This is a genomic window from Radicibacter daui, from assembly GCA_030657355.1.
GTDB classification, from domain to species: Bacteria; Pseudomonadota; Alphaproteobacteria; order Radicibacterales; family Radicibacteraceae; genus Radicibacter; species Radicibacter daui.
Window position 1 is genome coordinate 682,608 of the sequence record CP131057.1, and the last position, 17,778, is coordinate 700,385.

Consider the following 17,778-nt stretch of genomic DNA (forward strand, 5'->3'; position numbering starts at 1 on the left):
ATCCTGAAGCCATGACCCTCAGCGCCTCCCTTTATACTGCTCTCAGCTCGCTGAGCGTCATCCAGCAGCAGATGAGCGTGACCTCGTCCAACATCGCCAACGCCGATGTTGCGGGCTACACCAAGAAAACGCTCAGCGTCTCCACGGACGTCCAGGGTTCCACCACCCTTGGCGTGACCTCAAGCGGCATCACCGCCGCCACCAACAGCTATCTGTTGAAGACCATTGCCGCCGCAGCCTCCGACAGCGGTTACGCCACCACCTACAGCGACTATTTCGACCAGCTCGATCAGGCGATGGGCTCCATCGACGGGTCGGACAGCAACGGCACCAGCCTTGCCTCCATGCTCACCGATCTGTCGACCGATCTGGCCAATCTTGCCGCCACGCCGGAAAGCGACACGCTGAAGAACCAGGTCGTGGCCGACCTTGAGGACACCACCGCGACCCTGCGCGAGACGTCCGACACCATTCAGGACATGCGCACCCAGGCGGATCAGGAGATCTCCGACACCGTCGACGAGATCAACAGCCTGCTCTACCAGATCGACGATCTGAACGACCAGATCAACAAGGCCGCCGCCAATGGCCAGTCGACCTCCGATCTGGAAGACCAGCGCACCCAGGCGCTGCAGGATCTCGCCGACAAGATCGACGTTTCCTATTACGTCGATTCAAACAACAAGATGCAGATCTACACGACGTCGGGTGTGACGCTGCTGGGCTCGGAAGTGCGGGAGCTGTCGCACACGGCGGTCTCCTCCGCGAGTGCCGACACCACCTATGCCAGCGGCGGCTTCGACGGCATTACCGTCGGCGGGGTCGACATCACCACCTCGATCAATTCCGGCTCGCTGAAGGCGCTGATCGACCAGCGCGATACCGTCCTGCCGGCCGCGCAGGATGAGCTGGACGAGCTGGCGAGTTCGCTCATTACCACGCTCAACAGCATCTATAACGCCAGCACCTCCAACCCGCCGCCCACTTCGCTGACCGGTACCACCAGCGTCAGCGCCACCGATGCCTTCTCCGGCACCGGCACGGTGCGTGTCGCTGTCACGGACAGCGACGGCAATGTGACGAGCTATGCCGATCTTGATCTTTCCAGCTATTCCACCGTGCAGGATGTGGTGGATGCGCTGAATGGCATCACCGGCGTTACCGCTTCGGTGGATAGCGACGGTAACCTTTCCATCGCCTCCAGCGATGGCACCAGTGGCATCGCTATTAACGAGATGGACAGCGCGGTCGGCAGCGATGATGAGGGTTTTTCCTCTTATTTCGGCCTTAACGACCTGCTGACCGGTACCTCGGCCACCGACATCGCGGTGCGCGCCGACATCGCCGCCTCCCCTGGCACACTGGCAACGGGCTCGCTCAGCGACAGCTCCAGCCTTGCCGTCGGCGACAGTGCGGTCGGGTCGGGTGATGGCACTGTCGCCACGGCGCTTTCCGATGCCTTCACCTCGACGCAGAGCTTCTCCGCTGCCGGGGAGCTGGGGGCCAGCACCAAGACCTTTGCCGACTATGCCGCGGCCATCGTCTCCAAGGTCGCGACCGATACCAGCAACGCCTCGACGGCCGCTACCACCGCCTCCGATACGCTCGACACCCTCACCACAAGCTACAGCTCGCAATTCGGCGTCAATACCGACGAGGAAACTGCACGCCTGACCGAGCTGCAGAACGCCTACAGCACCTCCGCCCAGATCGTCAGCACTGTGCAGTCCATGTTCGAGGCACTGCTGAACGCCGTGGCAAGCTAGGGAGACCGACATCATGGCCGGCATTTCCACCTACGCCCTCAACAAGACGCTGCTGGATGCCTCCTTGCGCACGCAGACCTCGCTTGCCCAGAAGCAGGTACAGGAGGCGACCGGCGTCGTTGGCGACACCTATGGCGATTATGGCGTCTCCTCCCAGCGCATGATCAGCCTCGCCAACGAAATCAGCCAGGCGCAGAGCTGGTCTGACAACGCCTCCCTTGCCGGAGACCGTACGGAAGTCATGTATTCCGCCGTTGGCGACATGGTCGACATCATCAGCAGCCTGCGCACCGACATCAGCGCCGCGCTTTCCAACACCGACAACACCACCCTCAATGCCGAAGGCGAGTCAGCGCTGGACTCCCTGGCCGAGCTGATGAACACCAAGTCGGAGGGACGTTATCTCTTCGCCGGCAGCCAGACCGATACTGCCCCGGTCGATCTTGACAGCTATTCGATGCCGACGGACGCCTCGACGGCAGATACCAGCTATTACCAGGGCGACGACATTACGGCATCGGCCCGTGTTTCGGAGAGCCAGAGCATCAGCTATGGCGTTGCCGGCGATACCAGCGCCTTCGAGATGGCGCTGCGCGTCGCCAGCATCATTTCCCAGATCAGCACCGACCCCATCGACACCGACGCCCTGCAGGACGCCTACGACCTGGCAACGGAAGCGCTCAATTCGCTCACCACCGTGCAGACCACGCTCTCCATCGCCGCCAACCGGCTGGAGAATGCCGAGGAAACGCAGGACACCTTCGTCTCCTACGCCCAGGACGTCGTCGACAACGTCAAGAATGTCGACGTGGCGCAGGTAACGGCGGAGGCAACCCAGTACCAGACCATTCTGGAAGCCTCCTATTCCGCCATCTCCAGCGCCTCCAAGATGCACCTGGTGGATTATCTGTAAGGTCGGCTCCCGGCGGTATGGTATGATGCGATAGCGACTGCTTCACATCTCCGGCAGCGGAATAAATTCGGTCTCGTCCGGCACCGGTCCGAAGCGGCCCATCTTCCAGTCTTCCTTGGCCTGCTCGATGCGCTCCTTGCTGGAGGAAACAAAGTTCCACCAGATATAGCGCGGCCCGTCGGCAACCGCGCCGCCCAGCAGCATGAGGCGCGCGGGGCCGTCAACGGCCGTCACCGTGATACGGTCACCCGGACGGAAGATCAGCAATTGCGAGGGGCCAAAACGGTCGCCCCGGATCTCAACCGACCCGGCGCAGACATAGATCGCGCGTTCCTCGTAATCGCTGTCGAGCGGGGCGCTGGCCCCCTCCTGCAATCGCACCTCGGCATAAAACCAGTCCGACAATGTGCCGACGGGAGACGTCAGGCCAAAGGCCTTGCCGGCCACCACGCGGGCCCACAGGCCGCCATCCTCGGTAAAGGGTAGCGTGTCCGCGGCATAATGCTGGAAGCCCGGGTCACCCTCCTCCTGCGTTTTTGGCATCGCCACCCAGCTTTGCAGGCCGAACATCACCTGCCCGTCCCGGCGCTGCATATCCGGTGTCCGCTCGGAATGGGCAATGCCCCGCCCGGCCGTCATCAGGTTCATCGCGCCCGGCGTGATGTCCTGGATATTGCCTTCGCTGTCGCGGTGAGTGATGCGGCCATCGAAGAGGTAGGTGACGGTGGAAAGCCCGATATGCGGATGCGGGCGCACATCCATGCCGCTGCCGGCGATGTATTGAACCGGCCCCATCTGGTCGAGAAAGATAAACGGCCCGACCATGCGGCGCTTGACGTTGGGCAGCGCCCGCTTCACCTCCATGCCGCCGATGTCGCTGGTGCGCGGAACGATCACCAGTTCCAGCGCATCGCAGGATTGCTTGTCGCCCGCGATGGGGTCGAGGGAGGGGTGCCAGCTCATTTTCTTGCCTCGTTCAGCTTGCCTGACGCAGAAGATGCGGCAAGCCGGGGACAGAGAAAACCATCGACTGACGAGATCTCTTGTCGTCGGTAAAAATTTTAGTAATGCTAAAAATTAAACAAACCCATCTTTCAAGAAAGGCGCCATCAGCATGGCCTCCCGCGCTTCCCTTCCCCCGGCGACCCTCCGGCTTCAGGGACTCATGAAGGAGCGGGGCATCGCCGCCGTGGCCGTGGGCCCCACCGCCTACATGACCTATCTTACCGGCGCGAAACCCCATGCCGACGAGCGCGCCTGCCTTTATGTGGTGACGCCGGAAAAGGCTGCCTTCCTGATGCCGGCCCTCAATGCCGACCAGATCCGCAGCCAGCTGCCGGCGGGCGCCGGCCTGCCCTTCTATGTCTGGAGCGATGCCGAAGGTCCGCAGGGCGAACTGGCAAAACTGGTGGCCGATCTCGGCCTTGCCGGGGCGAAGCATGTCGATGTCGACGAAAGCATGCGGGCCGATTTTGCCCTGCTGTTCCTCGACGCGGTAAAACCCGCCGCCCGCGCTTTTGCCGGCGCCAGCCTCGGGGCCTTGCGCATGTGCAAGACGGCCGAGGAAATCGCCGAGATCGACCGCAACGCCGCTATTGATGACGAGGCGATGCTGGCGGCCTTTGCCTGCGTGAAGGCGGGCCTGCGTGAAAGCGATGTGGCGGCCGAAGTCATCCGGGTCTTCGGCCAGCACGAGGCAAAACCGCTCTTCACCATCATCGGCGCCGGCTCCAACGGCGCCTTCCCGCATCATTCGGTGAGCGAGCGGGTGATTGCCGAGGGCGATGCCATCGTCATCGATATCGGCGCCCGACAAGGCCTGTTCTCCAGCGACATCACCCGCATGGCAGTCATCGGCACGCCGTCGGCGGAATATCTGGAAGTCCACGGCACGGTGGAGCGGGCGGTGCAGGCCGCGCTCAAGGCGGCAAAGCCGGGCGTCAAGGCGCGGACCGTCGATGAGGCCGCTCGCAGCGTCATCGCCGCCGCCGGGTACGGCGAATACTTCACCCACCGCACCGGCCATGGTCTCGGCCTTGAAGGGCACGAGCCGCCCTACCTCACCGAGACGAGCGAGACAGTGCTGGAAGAGGGCATGGTGTTTTCCATCGAGCCCGGCATTTATCTGCCCGGCAAGTTCGGCGTGCGGCTGGAAGAGATCGTGGTGCTGGAAAAGGACGGCCCCCGCATCGTCAGCAAACTGCCGCGTGACCCGCATGTGGTGAAGGGCTGAACCGGCCCTTTAACCGGCACCCGCGAGGTATAGCCCGACCAACGTCAACAGCTCGCCGCGAACCTCCGGCATCTGCAAGGTTCCGCGGCGGGCGGCGTTATGAACCACACCGTCGATGGCGTCCGACAGCAGGGTGCCCATTACCGCGTCCGGAACTTGCCGCGGCCGGCAGCAATAGCGGCTGACCATTTCCCGGAAGCAGCCGAGATAGTCTTTCTCGAAAGCACTTTGCGGGTCCCGATAGGCCTCTGAACTCGGCGCCTCATCCAGCAAGACCCGGTGCAGGCCCGGATGGATGCTGTGCTGCGCAATGATCCCGTCCACCAGCTCTTCGGCAAAGACGGGGAAAGGTTTTTCGCCCGCCAATGCCGCCTTGAGGCTCGCCAGACAATCTGCCAGATGCCGCGCCCGGATGGCCTCGATCAGCGAAAACTTGTCCGGGAAATACTGGTAATAGGAGCCGATGCTGACCCCGGCGGCTGCCGCCACCTTGTTGGTGGTAAAGCCGGCCCAGCCCTCGGCGCTCAAAATGCGAGCCGCCGCTTCCACCACGGCATCCACCGTCGCACGCGAACGCGCCTGGCTCGGGCGTTTGCGCATGGCCGGCCCGGTTTTCCCGATGCGAGTAGACAAAGCCGGCCTCCCTTTCAAGAATATGAGCACTTTACTCATATTTTTGACCTGCACGGAAGGACGCCGGCAATGCCCGGAATGCTGACCCGCTTCTTTGAGTATCAGGCCTGGGCCAACAGGGCGTTCCTCGAGGCGCTGGAGACGGTGCCTGCCGGGCAGCGCGGCGCCGGGCTCGACGAGGCCCTTGGCCTGATGAACCACATCTATGCGGTCGCCGACATCTTCGCGCACCACCTGACCGGCCAGCCGCATGGCTACCAAAGCGACGTGCCGGCGCCCCTCTTGCCACTGCCGGACCTACGCGCTGCCTGCGAGACGCTTGATCGCTGGTATATCGGCTACGTTGCCGACATCGGCGCGGCGGAGCTTGCAGCGCCCCTTGCCTTCTCCTTCACCGATGGCGATCCCGGCTGCATGTCGCGCGAAGATATGCTGGGCCATGTGCTGCTTCATGGTGGCTATCACCGCGGCGAAATCGGCCGGCTGCTGAAGTCGCTTCAGCCAGCCAGACTGCCGTGGGACACCTTCGCCGTCTTCCTGCATCAGAATGAGCCTGGGCGCCGCCAGGCCCCTGCCGCCTGAGCCACTCAAAAGTCGGCCGGTGCAGGAGAGCTGCACCGGCCAGGCAGCGGAATGCCCCGTGACAAAGCCTTCCGCGGGAGAAGGGAAAACTAGCGGCTGGTGACAATCATGTTCCAGGAAGCAGGCTTGAGCTGCACACTTACCCGCTCTCCCGCTATCGCCACTCCCGCTAGCGGTTTGGGCGAAACGGTGTGCGGCGCCTCCTTGGTGTTGGCGACCTTGAGGTTCGGGTGGTGCAACTCCAGCGCCTCCTCGACCCGGCGCCCGTCCCCGAGGCCGAAGAGATCGACCGTCAGCTCCATCGGCTCGGTCAGGTGCCGGTTGAGGGCAAAGATGGTCACCCGGCCGCTTGCCTCATCCTCGACTACCGTCGCCGTCAGGTAGGGCACTTCCGGTACCGTCTTGGCCGTATAGGCCGGGCCGTCGGCAATAGCGCGCAGCACGCGGCCATGACCGTAGCGTGCCGTCAGCGCAAAGGGATGGAAGATGGTCTGCCGCCAGGCCGCCCCGCCGGTTTCGGTCATGATCGGGCCGATCACATTCACCAGCTGGGCAATGCAGGCGCACTTCACACGGTCGGCATTGTTGAGCAGCACCATCAGCGCACCGCCTACCAGCAGCGCATCCTCGGCGTTGTAGACCTCCTCGATCAGCTTGGGCGCCTGCGGCCAGCCGGGCTTGCGCAGATCAAGGTGGGAGCGCGCCTTGTACCAGACGTTCCACTCATCCAGTGACAGCATGATGCGCTTGGGCGAGCGCCGCTTGGCCGCCACCGCATCGCAGATCGCCACCACATCCTTGATGTAGGTATCAAGCATCTCGATGTTGCCGAGATACTCCTCCGTCGCGTCGTGCGGATTGGTGAAATAGGTGTGCAGCGAGATGAAATCGACATCGTCGAAGCAATGGTCCAGCACCTCATATTCCCAGCTCGCGAAGGTTGGCATGTCACGGTGGGAAGAGCCGCAGGCCGCAAGCTCGATGGAGGGGTCGACCCAGTGCATCACCTTGGCCGCCTCGTGCGCCAGGCGGCCATATTCCTGGGCCGTCTTGCCGCCGATCTGCCAGGGACCGTCCATCTCGTTGCCGAGGCACCAGAACTTGATGTCGTGCGGCTGCTCGTAACCGTGCGCGCGGCGCAGGTCGCTGAGCTGCGTGCCGCCTGGATGATTGCAATATTCCACGAAGCGGCGTGCCTCATCGATACCGCGGGTGCCGAAATTGACCCCGAACATCGGCTCCACGCCGGCCGCCCGGCACCAGTCGATAAATTCGTTGGTGCCGAAGCGGTTGGTCTCGGTTGAAAACCAGGCGAGGTCAAGCCGGCGCGGACGCTCGTCCACCGGGCCCACCCCGTCTTCCCAATTGTAGCCGGAGAGGAAGTTGCCGCCCGGATACCGCACGATGGTGGGCCCAAGCTCGCGCACCAGTTCCATCACATCGCCGCGAAAACCATGGGCATCGGCGGTAGGGTGCCCCGGCTCGAAGATGCCGCCATAAACGCAGCGCCCCATATGTTCGACGAAGGTGCCGAAGATCCGGCGGTCAATATCCGCGATGGCAAAGTTGCGATCGACGATCAGGCTGGCGGAGATCATGGATATGCCTATCTGTTGCTGGCAACGGGGTGGGCCGCAAGGCGGCCGGACTGAACCGGGAAAACATCGCCCGCCCCGGCATTTCAGGGGCCGGACGATGAGCCGCATCGAGAGAAGCTCCCGGAGCCCGTGGGCCCCGGGAGAAGAGGGTCAGCGGGCGGCGGAAACCAGCTCGTTGACCCGGCCTTGCATATCGGCAAGCGCGTCATCCACGCTCTTGCCGGTCAGCATCACATTGTCGAATTCCTCGCCAACGATCTGCTGGATGCCGAACTGGCGCGGCGTGCCGGCCGGCAGCGTCCTGGCGACCTCGGAGATGATCTTGATGTTCTTGCGGAAGGGCAGGTCCTGGAATGCGGCGCTGTCGATCACCGATTTGCGGATCGAGAGATGGCCGGTGCGCGCCCATTGCAGGTTGTTGTCATAGAGATATTTAAGGAACTTGAGCGTGGCCGCCTTGTTGTCGTCATTGAGGCCGCCCTTCAGCAGCACCCAGGAATGGCCGTCCGCCCAGATCGCCGGCTTGCCGAGCAACGTCGGGAAAGCGGTGACGTAATAGCCATCGGAAAGGCCGGTATCCTTCTTGGCCGCAGCCTCCATATAGCTGTCGATCAGCCATGTGCCGCAGATATAGACGCCGGCATTGCCATTGATGAAGCCGGCGGTCGCGCCCTCGTAATCAAGCGCGGGGGTCAGGTCGCCATCCTTGTAGAGGTCCGCCCAGACCTGGAGCGCCTTTTTGGCCTCGGGCGAGGAGAAGTTGGCGTCGCCATCCGGACCGTCCGGGAACACAGTGCCCCCCTGCTGGTAGAGCAGTGTGTAGAAATTACGCGCCGGGCCGGCCACATCCTGGGTGGTCGAAATGGCGATCAGCGGCTTGCCGGTCGCTTCCTTGAATTTTTTCGCCTGCGCCTTCAGCTCATCGAGGGATTTGGGTACCACCGGGTTGCCGTCGGCATCCGTCAGTCCGGCCTTCTTCATGAGCCCGACATTGTAGTGCCAGAGCCAGGAGTGGGTGTCCCAGGGCAGGGCGTAGATCTTGCCGTTAACCGTCACGCCATTGGTCGCCGCGTCGGTAAAGTCGCCGGCATCGATGCCGGCTTCCTTGAACAGGTCATTGAGCGGCAGCACCACCTTGCGGTTCACATAGTCGCCAAGCTGCGCCATGTGCATCACCGCCACCGTCGGCACATCATGCCCCACGATGCGGGCCGTCAGCTGATCATAGTAGGTGTTCCACTCCATGATCTGCGGCTTGACGACGATCTCGCCCTTGTTGTCGGCGTTGAACTTGTTGATCAGCGTCGTGATGATGCCGCACTCGCCGCGCGCCGCCGGCACATCGGTAGAGGTGCCATAGTCGCCTTCACAGGCGCCGAAAAAGCGCGCGAAGCTGATCTCCACCGGGGCGGCCGAGGCGGCCGGCGCGGTGAAGGCTAGGGGCATCGCCAGTGTGGTCAGGGCAAGTGCCCCGGCCAGTCTTGTCTTGAGCATCTGGTTTCCTCCTCTGGTTAGGCCCATCGCGGCAGGCCTTTTCGGTTCTTGTTCCTAAAAACTCCCTTCCGGCCTCTTCCTTTCAGGCCGTTTGCAGACGGAGCACTCCCGCAGGTGTCGCGAAGACGCACCCCTCCCCTTTCCGGCCAGCTCCTTTTTGAAAAGCCCGGCCTTCCGGTTCACTCACTCGCGGCCTGCACCCCCTACCGCACAGTCGTGCCCGCCACGGCCGTCACGATGTGACGCTGGAAAAACAGGTAGAGGATGAGAATGGGCAGCCCGGCGAAGATGGCCTGGGCCATCAAAAAGCCGATGCCTTCGGACTGCGCGAAATTCATCTGGGTTGAGGCCAGCCCCACCGTCAGCGTGAACATCTCCGGCTTCGACGCCGAAATCAGCGGCCAGAGATAGTCGTTCCACGAGGCAAGGAAGGTGTAGATGCCGAGTGTTGCCTGCGCCGGGATAGACAGCGGCAGCACCACGACAAGGAAGATTTTGAGCCGCGAGGCGTTGTCGAGCAGCGCCGCTTCCTCAATCTCCCGCGGCACGGCACGGAAATACTGCGTCATCAAGAAGACGCCGAACGGCACGGCAAGACGCGGCAGGATCAGCGCGGCATAGGTGTTGTGCAGGTTGATGTCGGCAAACATCTTGAAGAGCGGAATGACGATCGCCTGCTCCGGCACGGCAAGACCCGCCAGCACCAGCGCAAAGATCACGCCCTTGAAGGGAAACTCGGTGCGCGCGAAGCCGTAGCCGGCAAGCGAGCAGACCACCAGCGTCAGCACGGTCTGCCCGCCGGAGACGATGATGCTGTTGAGTATCCAGGTAAAGACATTCGAGCTCGCCAGGATGTCGGCATAGTTCTTGAGCGTGAAGGGCGCCGACAGGATGCCGCCGGTCGAGTGCATCAGCACGTCATTGGGCTTGAAGGAAAGGCCCAGTACCCAGACAAGCGGGACCGTCCACAGAATGGCGAGCAGAATGACAAGCCCGAGCAGCAGCCGGTCGCCGAACTGGTGACTGTCCATCCGGCCGGCCCGTACCCGGGAGGCCGTGCCGGAGGCGCTGCGGGCCGATGAAAGGCTCATGCCTCACCCCCTTGCCGGCGCCGGCCAAGCCAGAGCTGCAGCGATGCCGCCACCAGCATGAGGAAGAAGAGGATCTGCGCGGCCGCCGCCGCATATCCGAGGCGCCAGTCGCGAAAACCGCTTTCGTAGATGAAGAGCACAATGGGCCGCGAAGAATTGTTGGGCCCGCCTTGCGTCATGATCTGTGCCTGGCCGAAAAGCTGGAACTGCAGCACGATCTCGATGACGGCGACCAGAATGACGGTGCGCTTGATCGACGGCAGGGTGATGGAAAAGAGCGTGCGCCACCAGCCGGCATTGTCGAGCTTGGCCGCTTCGTAGATTTCCTGCGGGATCTGCTGCAGCGCGGCCAGAAACAGCATCATCGGCAACCCGACGATCCACCACACCGTCACCCCGGCAATCGAGGGCAGCGCCAGATGCACGTCGATGAGAAACGGCACCGGCGGCAGGCCGAACCATTCCAGCACATTGGCAATCAGCCCCTTGTCCGGCCGCAGCACCATGCGCCACACCAGCGTGACGATGGTGACCGACAGCACCGACGAGCCGAAGAAGATGAAGCGCAGCACGGCGCCGGTGCGGCTTGCCCGGTTGAGCGCCAGCGCCAGCGCCAGGCCAAGCACCACGAAGGCTGGTGTCGTCATCGCGACAAACCAGAGGGTGTTGCGCACGGTGCCGAGAAAGATGCTGTTCCTGAAGAGTTTGATGAAGTTGGCAAGTCCGAGAAACTCGGACTCTCCGCTCAGCAGGTCATAGTCATGCAGGCTCATCCACATGCCCTGGAAGAGCGGATAGACCAGCAGGCCGGCATAAAGCAGCAGGAAGGGCAGCACGAAAAGCAGGTTGCTCCAGCTCGGCCGGGCGATACCGGCAGCACGCACCGGCCGGGAACGGGAAAGATCGGCAAAGGCCATGGTTTCCGCTCCCCCTCAGGCCGCGCTGTAGGCGCGGTCGGCGGCATCGAAGAGATGCAGCCGCGCCCCGTCCGCCGTGAGCGCGATATGCTCGCCGGCCCGCACAACACTCTCGCCCGCATCCTCCACCACAAGCTGCGCACCGCCCGGCAACGCGACATGCAGGTGGGTGCGGTCCCCCAGATGCTCGACGAACTCCACCTCCGCCTTCACCGGCCCGTCCGGATTGACCCGCACCGCCTCCGGCCGTACGCCCAGCGTCAGGGACCCGGCATTTGACGGCAGGTTGCGGCTCGGGATGCCGGTAGCGAGCCGGGTGCCGCCGGGCAGCACCACTTCGGCATGTCCGCCCGCTCCCTCTGCCATATCCACCGGCAGGAAGTTCATCCCCGGCGTGCCGATAAAGCCGGCGACGAAGCGGGTAGCAGGCCGGCGGTAAATCTCCAGCGGCGAGCCGATCTGCTCGATGCGCCCCTTGTTGAGCACCACGATGCGGGTCGCCATGGTCATGGCTTCCACCTGATCGTGGGTCACGAAAATCATCGTCGAGCCCATGCGCTGGTGCAGGCGGGCAATTTCCACCCGTGTGCGGGCCCGGAGCGCTGCATCCAGGTTGGAAAGCGGCTCGTCAAACAGGAAGGCCTGCGGCTCCTTGACGATGGCACGACCGATGGCGACACGCTGGCGCTGGCCGCCGGAGAGCTGCATCGGCTTGCGTTCGAGCAGATGCTCGATCTCAAGGATGCGCGCGGCCTCCCGGGTGCGGGTCGCGATCTCCTCTTTCGCCATGCCGATATTGCGCAGGCCGAAGGCCAGATTGTCGGCAACGCTCATATGCGGATAAAGCGCGTAGCTCTGGAACACCATCGCCACACCGCGCTGGCCCGGGGGTAGACCGTCGACCCGGCGACCGCCGATATGGATTTCGCCGGCGGTCAGTGCCTCCAGCCCCGCCATCATGCGCAGCAGGGTGGATTTGCCGCAGCCGGAGGGGCCCAGCAGGACGGCGAATTCGCCCGGCTCGATTTCCAGCGACAGTTCCGGAATGACCTCGGCCGTGCCGAAACGCTTGGTCACCCCGACCAGTTCGATCCGTCCCACGCGTTTGCCTCCCGCAGAAATGCCGGTTTCTGTCGCCCGGCTTCCTGCTTATGAACATTATTATATTATCATCTGATGAAAGCGATGTTATGAACAATGACAGGCACTGTCAATCGGGTGAAACCCATCCTTTCAGCTGGCTTGCGCCGCGGCGTCTGCCGCGAGACTCTGTCGGGGTGGCGACGCTCCGGTCTGGCCGGCGCTGGCCGCACGGACAACACAAAACCTGACCGAAAAGCAGGCTCCCCAGGACGGGAAACAAAAAACAACGATGTTCGAACGCGATACCACCGTCGGCACGATGAGTTCCCAGGTCGCCAAGATCCTTGGCCTGCGCATCGTCTCCGGCGAATTCAAACCCGGCGAAGTGCTGCCGATCGAAAATGAGCTCTGCCGGATTTATGGCGTCAGCCGCTCGACGATCCGCGAGGCCGTGCGCAACCTGATGGCCAAACGGCTGATCGAGGTGGCACCGAAACTGGGCACCCGCGTCCTGCCCTTTGCCGAATGGAATCTGCTCGATCCCGAGGTCCTGTCCTGGCGCCTCAACTCGCAGTTCGATACCCGCATCGTCGAGGATCTCTACGAGATGCGATTCTGCTTCGAGCCGCGCGCCTGTTTTCTGGCCGCGCGGGACGGCACGGCGGACGATCTGGAGATGGTTCGCCGCAAATATCATGATCTGGAAGCCTATTTCGGCCAGCCCGATCTCGCGGCAACGGCGGATGCCGAATTCCATCTCGCCATCATCGCCGCCACCCGCAACGGCCTCTTCGTCTCGATTGGCGGGGCCGTCAAAACAGCGTTGCGGGTCTCGTTTGCCGTCATGCGCAGCCAGGGCCAGATGCCCCGGCACGATCTTTCGCATTACGACGCTGTCCTCAACCACATTCTGGCGCGCGAGGGCGATGCTGCCGCAAAGGCCATGCACCGCCTGCTGGAAATCTCGCGCCAGCATCTGCTCGACGCTATCGGTGGCGGCACCAATGGCGCTACGGGGCCCTAACTCCCCCGGCTTGACAGCCTCCTGCCCCCCGCGTTACTCCCGAAGCCGCAGCTGCTCCTCAAAGTGCTGCCGTAGGCGTTACCGTCATCCAACGCACCTTTCCCGAGAAGGTCCCGGCTGGGAAATCTCGATCAGGGAGGTGCGTGGAGTGCGAGGATTTCTCTCCATTCAGGGCCTGTTTTTATCCGCGCCTCAGGGTGCGGAAAGTGCTGGCCTTTGGTGAGAAACGGTCACGCCGCCGCCTCGGATCCCATCCGAAACGGAGCAGTTTCATCATGCAGATGACAGGCAACACCATCCTGGTTACCGGCGGCACCAGCGGCATCGGCCGCGCGCTGGCGGAAGCCTTTCACGACCTTGGCAACAAGGTCATCATCACCGGCCGGCGCACGGCCCTTCTGGCCGAAATCTGCGCTGCCCGCCCCGGCATGAGCGGTCTGGAGCTCGATCTTGGCGATCCGGCATCGCTCGCCCGGCTCAGCGGTGAGGTTCAGGCCTCTTTCCCTGACCTTAATGTGCTCATCGCCAATGCCGGCATCTCGCGCGGCGAAGACATGACGGCTGAGGGCTGGAATACCACCACCGCCCGCGCAATCGTCGAGACCAACATCATGGGCGTGCTCGACGGTGTCGCGGCATTCCTGCCGCTTCTGAAGCAGCGGCCCGGCGCCACCATTCTGGCCACCAGTTCCAACCTTGCCTTCATTCCACGCGCGGATTTTCCCACCTACTGCGCCAGCAAGGCCTTCCTGCATTCCTGGCTGCAGTCGCTGCGCCACCAGTTGCGGCACATTCCGGTCGAGGTGCTTGAGCTGGCCCCGCCTTATGTGCAGACGGAACTCACCGGTACTGCCCAAGCCAGTGATGCCCGCGCCATGCCGGTTGCCGCCTATATCGCCGAGGTCCTGCAGCTGCTGGCGGCGGGCAATCACCCACGTGGAGAGGTTCTTGTCGAACGGGATCGCTCCCGCCGCTCCGCCGAGCGCGATGGCCGTTATGAGGAGGTGTTTGCCGCCCTCAACCCGTCCTGACGGCAGGGGTGCCGGCCCCAAGGCCGGCACCTACCACAGGAACATGACCACCCGGGCATAGAAGGCGACAAAACACAGCGCAGCCACGGCAAGGAACAGAGAACCCCACATGGCTTTCCCTTCCCTGAAGGCGCCGGCAACAAACCGGCGGCGAGTAAAATCGGAAGGAAGCCCGCCCTGCCGGGACGAGGCGGGTTTTCCATCCTAGAACCGGTAACCAAGCATCAGCATCGTCTCCGGCTGCAGCTTTTCCTTCACCAGCGGGCTATCGGCCGCATCGCCCACCAGTACGCCGAGGCTTTGTTTTGCGGTGAGGGAGACGTTTTCATTGACGCTCCAGGTCACGCCAATCGAGGCATCGACGCTCTTCAGGCCGGCCGAGGGCTTGTACTCGGCATAACCCGAGCGCGCCGCCTGCCCGGCATCGACGCCGAAATAGCTTTCCATGTAATTGCTGTCCGCCATGGTCAGGCCCAGGCTCGCCTCAAGGCTCAGACGGTCGCTGAACGCGTGACGGGTCTCGATGCCGGCAACGCCGACGAGGCCATCGCTGCCGCCCATCGTCTTGGTGGCCGAGACGAAAAGATCGGCAGGGCCGACATCGAAACTCATCTTGGCCCCGCCGGTGAAACCGAAATCGACATCGCCCATACCGTCGAGGGCGTCATCGTCATCCTCGCTGCGGCCCATGTCGTAACCCGCCTTGAGATCGAGCCGGAACGGCCCGCTCTCATAGGCCTTGAGCTCAAGCCCGGTGATATCAACCGTCAACCGGTCGAAGAACTCGGCGGAGAAATAGGGCAGAGGCGTAACCTCAAGATGGCTGCTGCCTTCATAGGTGGGCTTGAAGTTTACCCCGACGCCGAGGGTAAGATTGTAGTCGTGCAGCGTCTGCCCGATCGTACCGCCTTCGTCTGCCAGTGCCGTCGCCGGCAGGGCGGCGAACAGAGAAAATCCGGTTACCGCCCAGAAGGGGGCGAGGCGAAAAGTCTTTGTGCTTTTGAGGGAGGGCATGAAATCTCCAGCGTTCCGTCCAAACGCGCCCTCCCGCAGCAGGCCGTCCAGCCCGGCCGCGTAAGGCGCTTCTTCACGCCCCCAGCTTTCCCATGTCCCGAACCGCCCCGGTGTTGCGTAATATTAATTTATATTGCGGCGCGGGATGGCTGCCGGGTGTGGCCCTTCAGGCCCGGCAACAAAAATTAATAACTCCGGACGCTCCGGGCCGGCATATGCGGTGCTAATGCTCGGCCACGCCCGCAGCGGCTAACCGGATGGAAGAGGGATCCTGACAGGCAGTGAGTGCGGAAAGTCCCCGGATACTCGTCGTCGAAGATGACCGCGAGATTGCCCTTATGCTCAAGGGCAGCCTTGCCGAGCAAGGCATGGTGGTGGAGATCGCCAGCGACGGCGCCGCCATGGACGCACGCACCCGCACCGCGGGTTTCGACCTCATCGTGCTGGATGTAATGCTGCCGGGGGAAGACGGGTTCAGCATCTGCCGGCGCCTGCGCGCGCAGAGCAACATCCCCATCCTGATGCTGACCGCCGTCGACAGCGATATCGACCGTATCGTCGGGCTGGAGATCGGCGCCGACGATTACGTCGCCAAACCTTTCATCCTGCGCGAGCTGACCGCCCGCATCAAAGGCCTGCTGCGCCGCGCGAGCCTGCCACCGCAGCGCAGCGCTTCCGCCCGCCAGCTTTCTTTCGATGGCTGGAGGATCGACCTGATCCGTCGGCAGGTGCATGACCCCAGCAACGCCCGCGTGGCCCTTACCACCCATGAGTTCGATATTCTGGTGGCCTTCTGCCGCAATGCCGGCCGGATCCTCACCCGCGAGCAGCTTTTGACCCTGACCCACGCCGGGCTCGCCGGCCCCATCGAGCGCAGCGTCGACGTGCATATCAGCCGCCTGCGCCAGAAGATCGAGGCCGATCCGCGTAATCCTGAATTCATCAAGACCGTACGTCTTGGCGGGTATCTCTTTACCGCGCTGGTGGAGGAGCACTGATGGCCTTCGGCTGGTGGAAACTCCCGCGCACCATCCGCGGCCAGTTATTGCTGGTTCTCCTGGTAGCGCTGGTCGTCACGATCACCTCGATCAGCCACCTCCACCCCTGGGGTCCCAAGGAAGGGGGTGGCGATCTGGAAACCGTTGCCAGGCGCCTCGACACCGTTGCCACCCTGCTCGGCAAGACACCGCCCACCCAACGGGGAGTTTTGCTGGAGGCGACCCGGCAGGCCGGGTTTGAGGTGGAGCTGATGCCCCTCACCCGGCAAAAGGAATTCACCTTCCCGCCGCCGTTGCAGAACCTCGCCCTGACGGTCATCAACTGGTTCTTTCCGCTTGATGGCGCCTATCCGATACAGGGCTGGCGCACCTATCTGGACGGCGAGCGTGTCATGGCCTTTGTCGTCGATGAGGGCACGATGCTGGTATTGCAGGGCCTGCCGGACGGAATCATCACCGAGCAGGTGGTCAGCGACGCTTCGAATTACTTCCTGGCCTACATGATCCTGGTCGTGTTCTGCGTCTTCTTCGCGGTCACCGCCATCACCCGGCCGCTACGGCGCATCTCCGAGGCGGCCAGCAAATCCGACATCGTCGGCAACGGGCAGATCTTCGACGAAAATGGCCCGGAGGAGATCGCCTCCCTTGCCCGCGCTCTCAACGGCATGCGCAGCCGCATCCGCATGATGGTCGATACCCGCACCCGCATGCTGCGCGGCATAAGCCATGATCTGCGCACGCCGCTTACCCGCCTGCGCCTGCGCGCCGATACCATGCGCGAGGGCCGCGTGCAGGACGGCGCGCTGCGTGAGGACATGCTGTCGGATATCGACCAGATCGACAGCCTCCTGACCGAGAGCCTCAATTACCTGCGCGACGATTATGCCACCGAAGGCATCGTGCGCACGGATGTCGCCAGCATTCTGCAGACCGTCTGCAGCGATTTTTCCGACGTCGGCTTCAATGTCTATTACAGCGGCCCCAACCGGCTGATCGCCAACTGCAAGCCGCTTTCCATCACGCGGGCCGTCACCAACCTGTGCGACAACGCGATGAAGTTCGCGAGCGAAGCCTGCGTGGAACTGGCCTGGCTGGGGCAAGATCTCAGCATCACCGTCGTCGACAACGGCCCCGGTGTGCCGGAGCATCTGCACGCAAGGCTGTTCGAACCCTTCTTCAAGGCAGACGATGCCCGCACCGGCCAGAAGGCCGGTTTCGGCCTCGGCCTTTCCATCGTGGCGGATATCGTCGAGGCCCATCACGGGCAGATCGAGCTGCTCTCCCGCCAGCCGCACGGTTTGCAGGTACGAATTACATTCCCAAGGACATTGCGCCTGACGCCGCAGCCGGCGGAAGAGGATCGCTGAGGGAGCCTGACAAGGCCGTTTCCGGCCACGGCCC

At 63.2% G+C, this 17,778-nt stretch carries 16 protein-coding genes; 8 read left to right on the forward strand and 8 right to left on the reverse strand.

All coding sequences use genetic code 11. The features are described 5' to 3' along the window. Window positions 1-11 precede the first annotated feature (11 nt). Together flgK and QTL98_RS22905 are read left to right on the forward strand one after the other, a co-directional pair. Window positions 12-1,766, forward strand: a complete 1,755-nt coding sequence (gene flgK, locus QTL98_RS22900) for a flagellar hook-associated protein FlgK (RefSeq protein WP_445682454.1) — start codon at window positions 12-14, stop codon at window positions 1,764-1,766. Window positions 1,767-1,779: 13 nt separating this feature from the next. After that, window positions 1,780-2,679: a flagellin gene (locus tag QTL98_RS22905; protein WP_445682455.1), complete on the forward strand. Its 900-nt coding sequence runs from the start codon at window positions 1,780-1,782 to the stop codon at window positions 2,677-2,679. A gap of 42 nt (window positions 2,680-2,721) precedes the next feature. Here QTL98_RS22905 and QTL98_RS22910 read toward each other — a convergent pair whose 3' ends face one another. Beyond that, window positions 2,722-3,642, reverse strand: coding sequence for a pirin family protein (locus QTL98_RS22910; RefSeq protein ID WP_445682456.1), 921 nt, complete (start codon window positions 3,640-3,642; stop codon window positions 2,722-2,724). A 151-nt stretch (window positions 3,643-3,793) separates the two neighbouring features. On the opposite strand from QTL98_RS22910, the gene QTL98_RS22915 reads away from it, so the two are divergent. Beyond that, window positions 3,794-4,912, forward strand: a complete 1,119-nt coding sequence (locus tag QTL98_RS22915) for a M24 family metallopeptidase (RefSeq protein WP_445682457.1) — start codon at window positions 3,794-3,796, stop codon at window positions 4,910-4,912. A 9-nt stretch (window positions 4,913-4,921) separates the two neighbouring features. Here the strand turns inward: QTL98_RS22915 and QTL98_RS22920 are convergent, their stop codons facing one another. Next, window positions 4,922-5,512, reverse strand: a complete 591-nt coding sequence (locus QTL98_RS22920) for a TetR/AcrR family transcriptional regulator (RefSeq protein ID WP_445682458.1) — start codon at window positions 5,510-5,512, stop codon at window positions 4,922-4,924. 102 nt (window positions 5,513-5,614) lie between these two features. Between QTL98_RS22920 and QTL98_RS22925 the strand changes: the two genes are divergently transcribed. Then, a complete protein-coding gene (locus QTL98_RS22925) occupies window positions 5,615-6,127 on the forward strand; it encodes a DinB family protein (RefSeq protein WP_445682459.1) in 513 nt (170 codons plus the stop codon). Between the two features lie 89 nt (window positions 6,128-6,216). Here the strand turns inward: QTL98_RS22925 and arfA are convergent, their stop codons facing one another. From arfA to QTL98_RS22950, 5 genes are all read right to left on the reverse strand, one after another. Further along, window positions 6,217-7,725: an arabinosylfuranosidase ArfA gene (gene arfA, locus QTL98_RS22930; RefSeq protein WP_445682460.1), complete on the reverse strand. Its 1,509-nt coding sequence runs from the start codon at window positions 7,723-7,725 to the stop codon at window positions 6,217-6,219. A 150-nt stretch (window positions 7,726-7,875) separates the two neighbouring features. Further along, window positions 7,876-9,219 carry an ABC transporter substrate-binding protein gene (locus QTL98_RS22935; protein WP_445682461.1) on the reverse strand — a complete coding sequence of 448 codons (1,344 nt, stop codon included), beginning with the start codon at window positions 9,217-9,219 and terminating at the stop codon, window positions 7,876-7,878. A 203-nt stretch (window positions 9,220-9,422) separates the two neighbouring features. Further along, window positions 9,423-10,310: a carbohydrate ABC transporter permease gene (locus tag QTL98_RS22940; RefSeq protein ID WP_445682462.1), complete on the reverse strand. Its 888-nt coding sequence runs from the start codon at window positions 10,308-10,310 to the stop codon at window positions 9,423-9,425. Continuing rightward, the gene (locus QTL98_RS22945; protein ID WP_445682463.1) at window positions 10,307-11,227 is read right to left on the reverse strand and encodes a carbohydrate ABC transporter permease; all 921 of its coding nucleotides are present in this window, start codon (window positions 11,225-11,227) and stop codon (window positions 10,307-10,309) included. The genes QTL98_RS22940 and QTL98_RS22945 overlap by 4 nt, the downstream gene beginning before the upstream one ends. Window positions 11,228-11,242: 15 nt before the next feature. Further along, window positions 11,243-12,328, reverse strand: coding sequence for an ABC transporter ATP-binding protein (locus tag QTL98_RS22950; RefSeq protein ID WP_445682464.1), 1,086 nt, complete (start codon window positions 12,326-12,328; stop codon window positions 11,243-11,245). Between the two features lie 271 nt (window positions 12,329-12,599). Here QTL98_RS22950 and QTL98_RS22955 point away from each other — a divergent pair, with 271 nt between their 5' ends. Continuing rightward, complete coding sequence (locus QTL98_RS22955) at window positions 12,600-13,334, forward strand: FadR/GntR family transcriptional regulator (protein WP_445682465.1); 735 nt, start codon at window positions 12,600-12,602, stop codon at window positions 13,332-13,334. A 275-nt stretch (window positions 13,335-13,609) separates the two neighbouring features. Then, the gene (locus QTL98_RS22960; protein ID WP_445682466.1) at window positions 13,610-14,365 is read left to right on the forward strand and encodes an SDR family oxidoreductase; all 756 of its coding nucleotides are present in this window, start codon (window positions 13,610-13,612) and stop codon (window positions 14,363-14,365) included. A 204-nt stretch (window positions 14,366-14,569) separates the two neighbouring features. Here QTL98_RS22960 and QTL98_RS22965 read toward each other — a convergent pair whose 3' ends face one another. Continuing rightward, the gene (locus tag QTL98_RS22965; protein ID WP_445682467.1) at window positions 14,570-15,379 is read right to left on the reverse strand and encodes a MipA/OmpV family protein; all 810 of its coding nucleotides are present in this window, start codon (window positions 15,377-15,379) and stop codon (window positions 14,570-14,572) included. 281 nt (window positions 15,380-15,660) lie between these two features. On the opposite strand from QTL98_RS22965, the gene QTL98_RS22970 reads away from it, so the two are divergent. Next, window positions 15,661-16,377 carry a response regulator gene (locus tag QTL98_RS22970; RefSeq protein ID WP_445682468.1) on the forward strand — a complete coding sequence of 239 codons (717 nt, stop codon included), beginning with the start codon at window positions 15,661-15,663 and terminating at the stop codon, window positions 16,375-16,377. Next, window positions 16,377-17,744 carry an ATP-binding protein gene (locus QTL98_RS22975; RefSeq protein ID WP_445682469.1) on the forward strand — a complete coding sequence of 456 codons (1,368 nt, stop codon included), beginning with the start codon at window positions 16,377-16,379 and terminating at the stop codon, window positions 17,742-17,744. The genes QTL98_RS22970 and QTL98_RS22975 overlap by 1 nt, the downstream gene beginning before the upstream one ends. Window positions 17,745-17,778 lie beyond the last annotated feature (34 nt).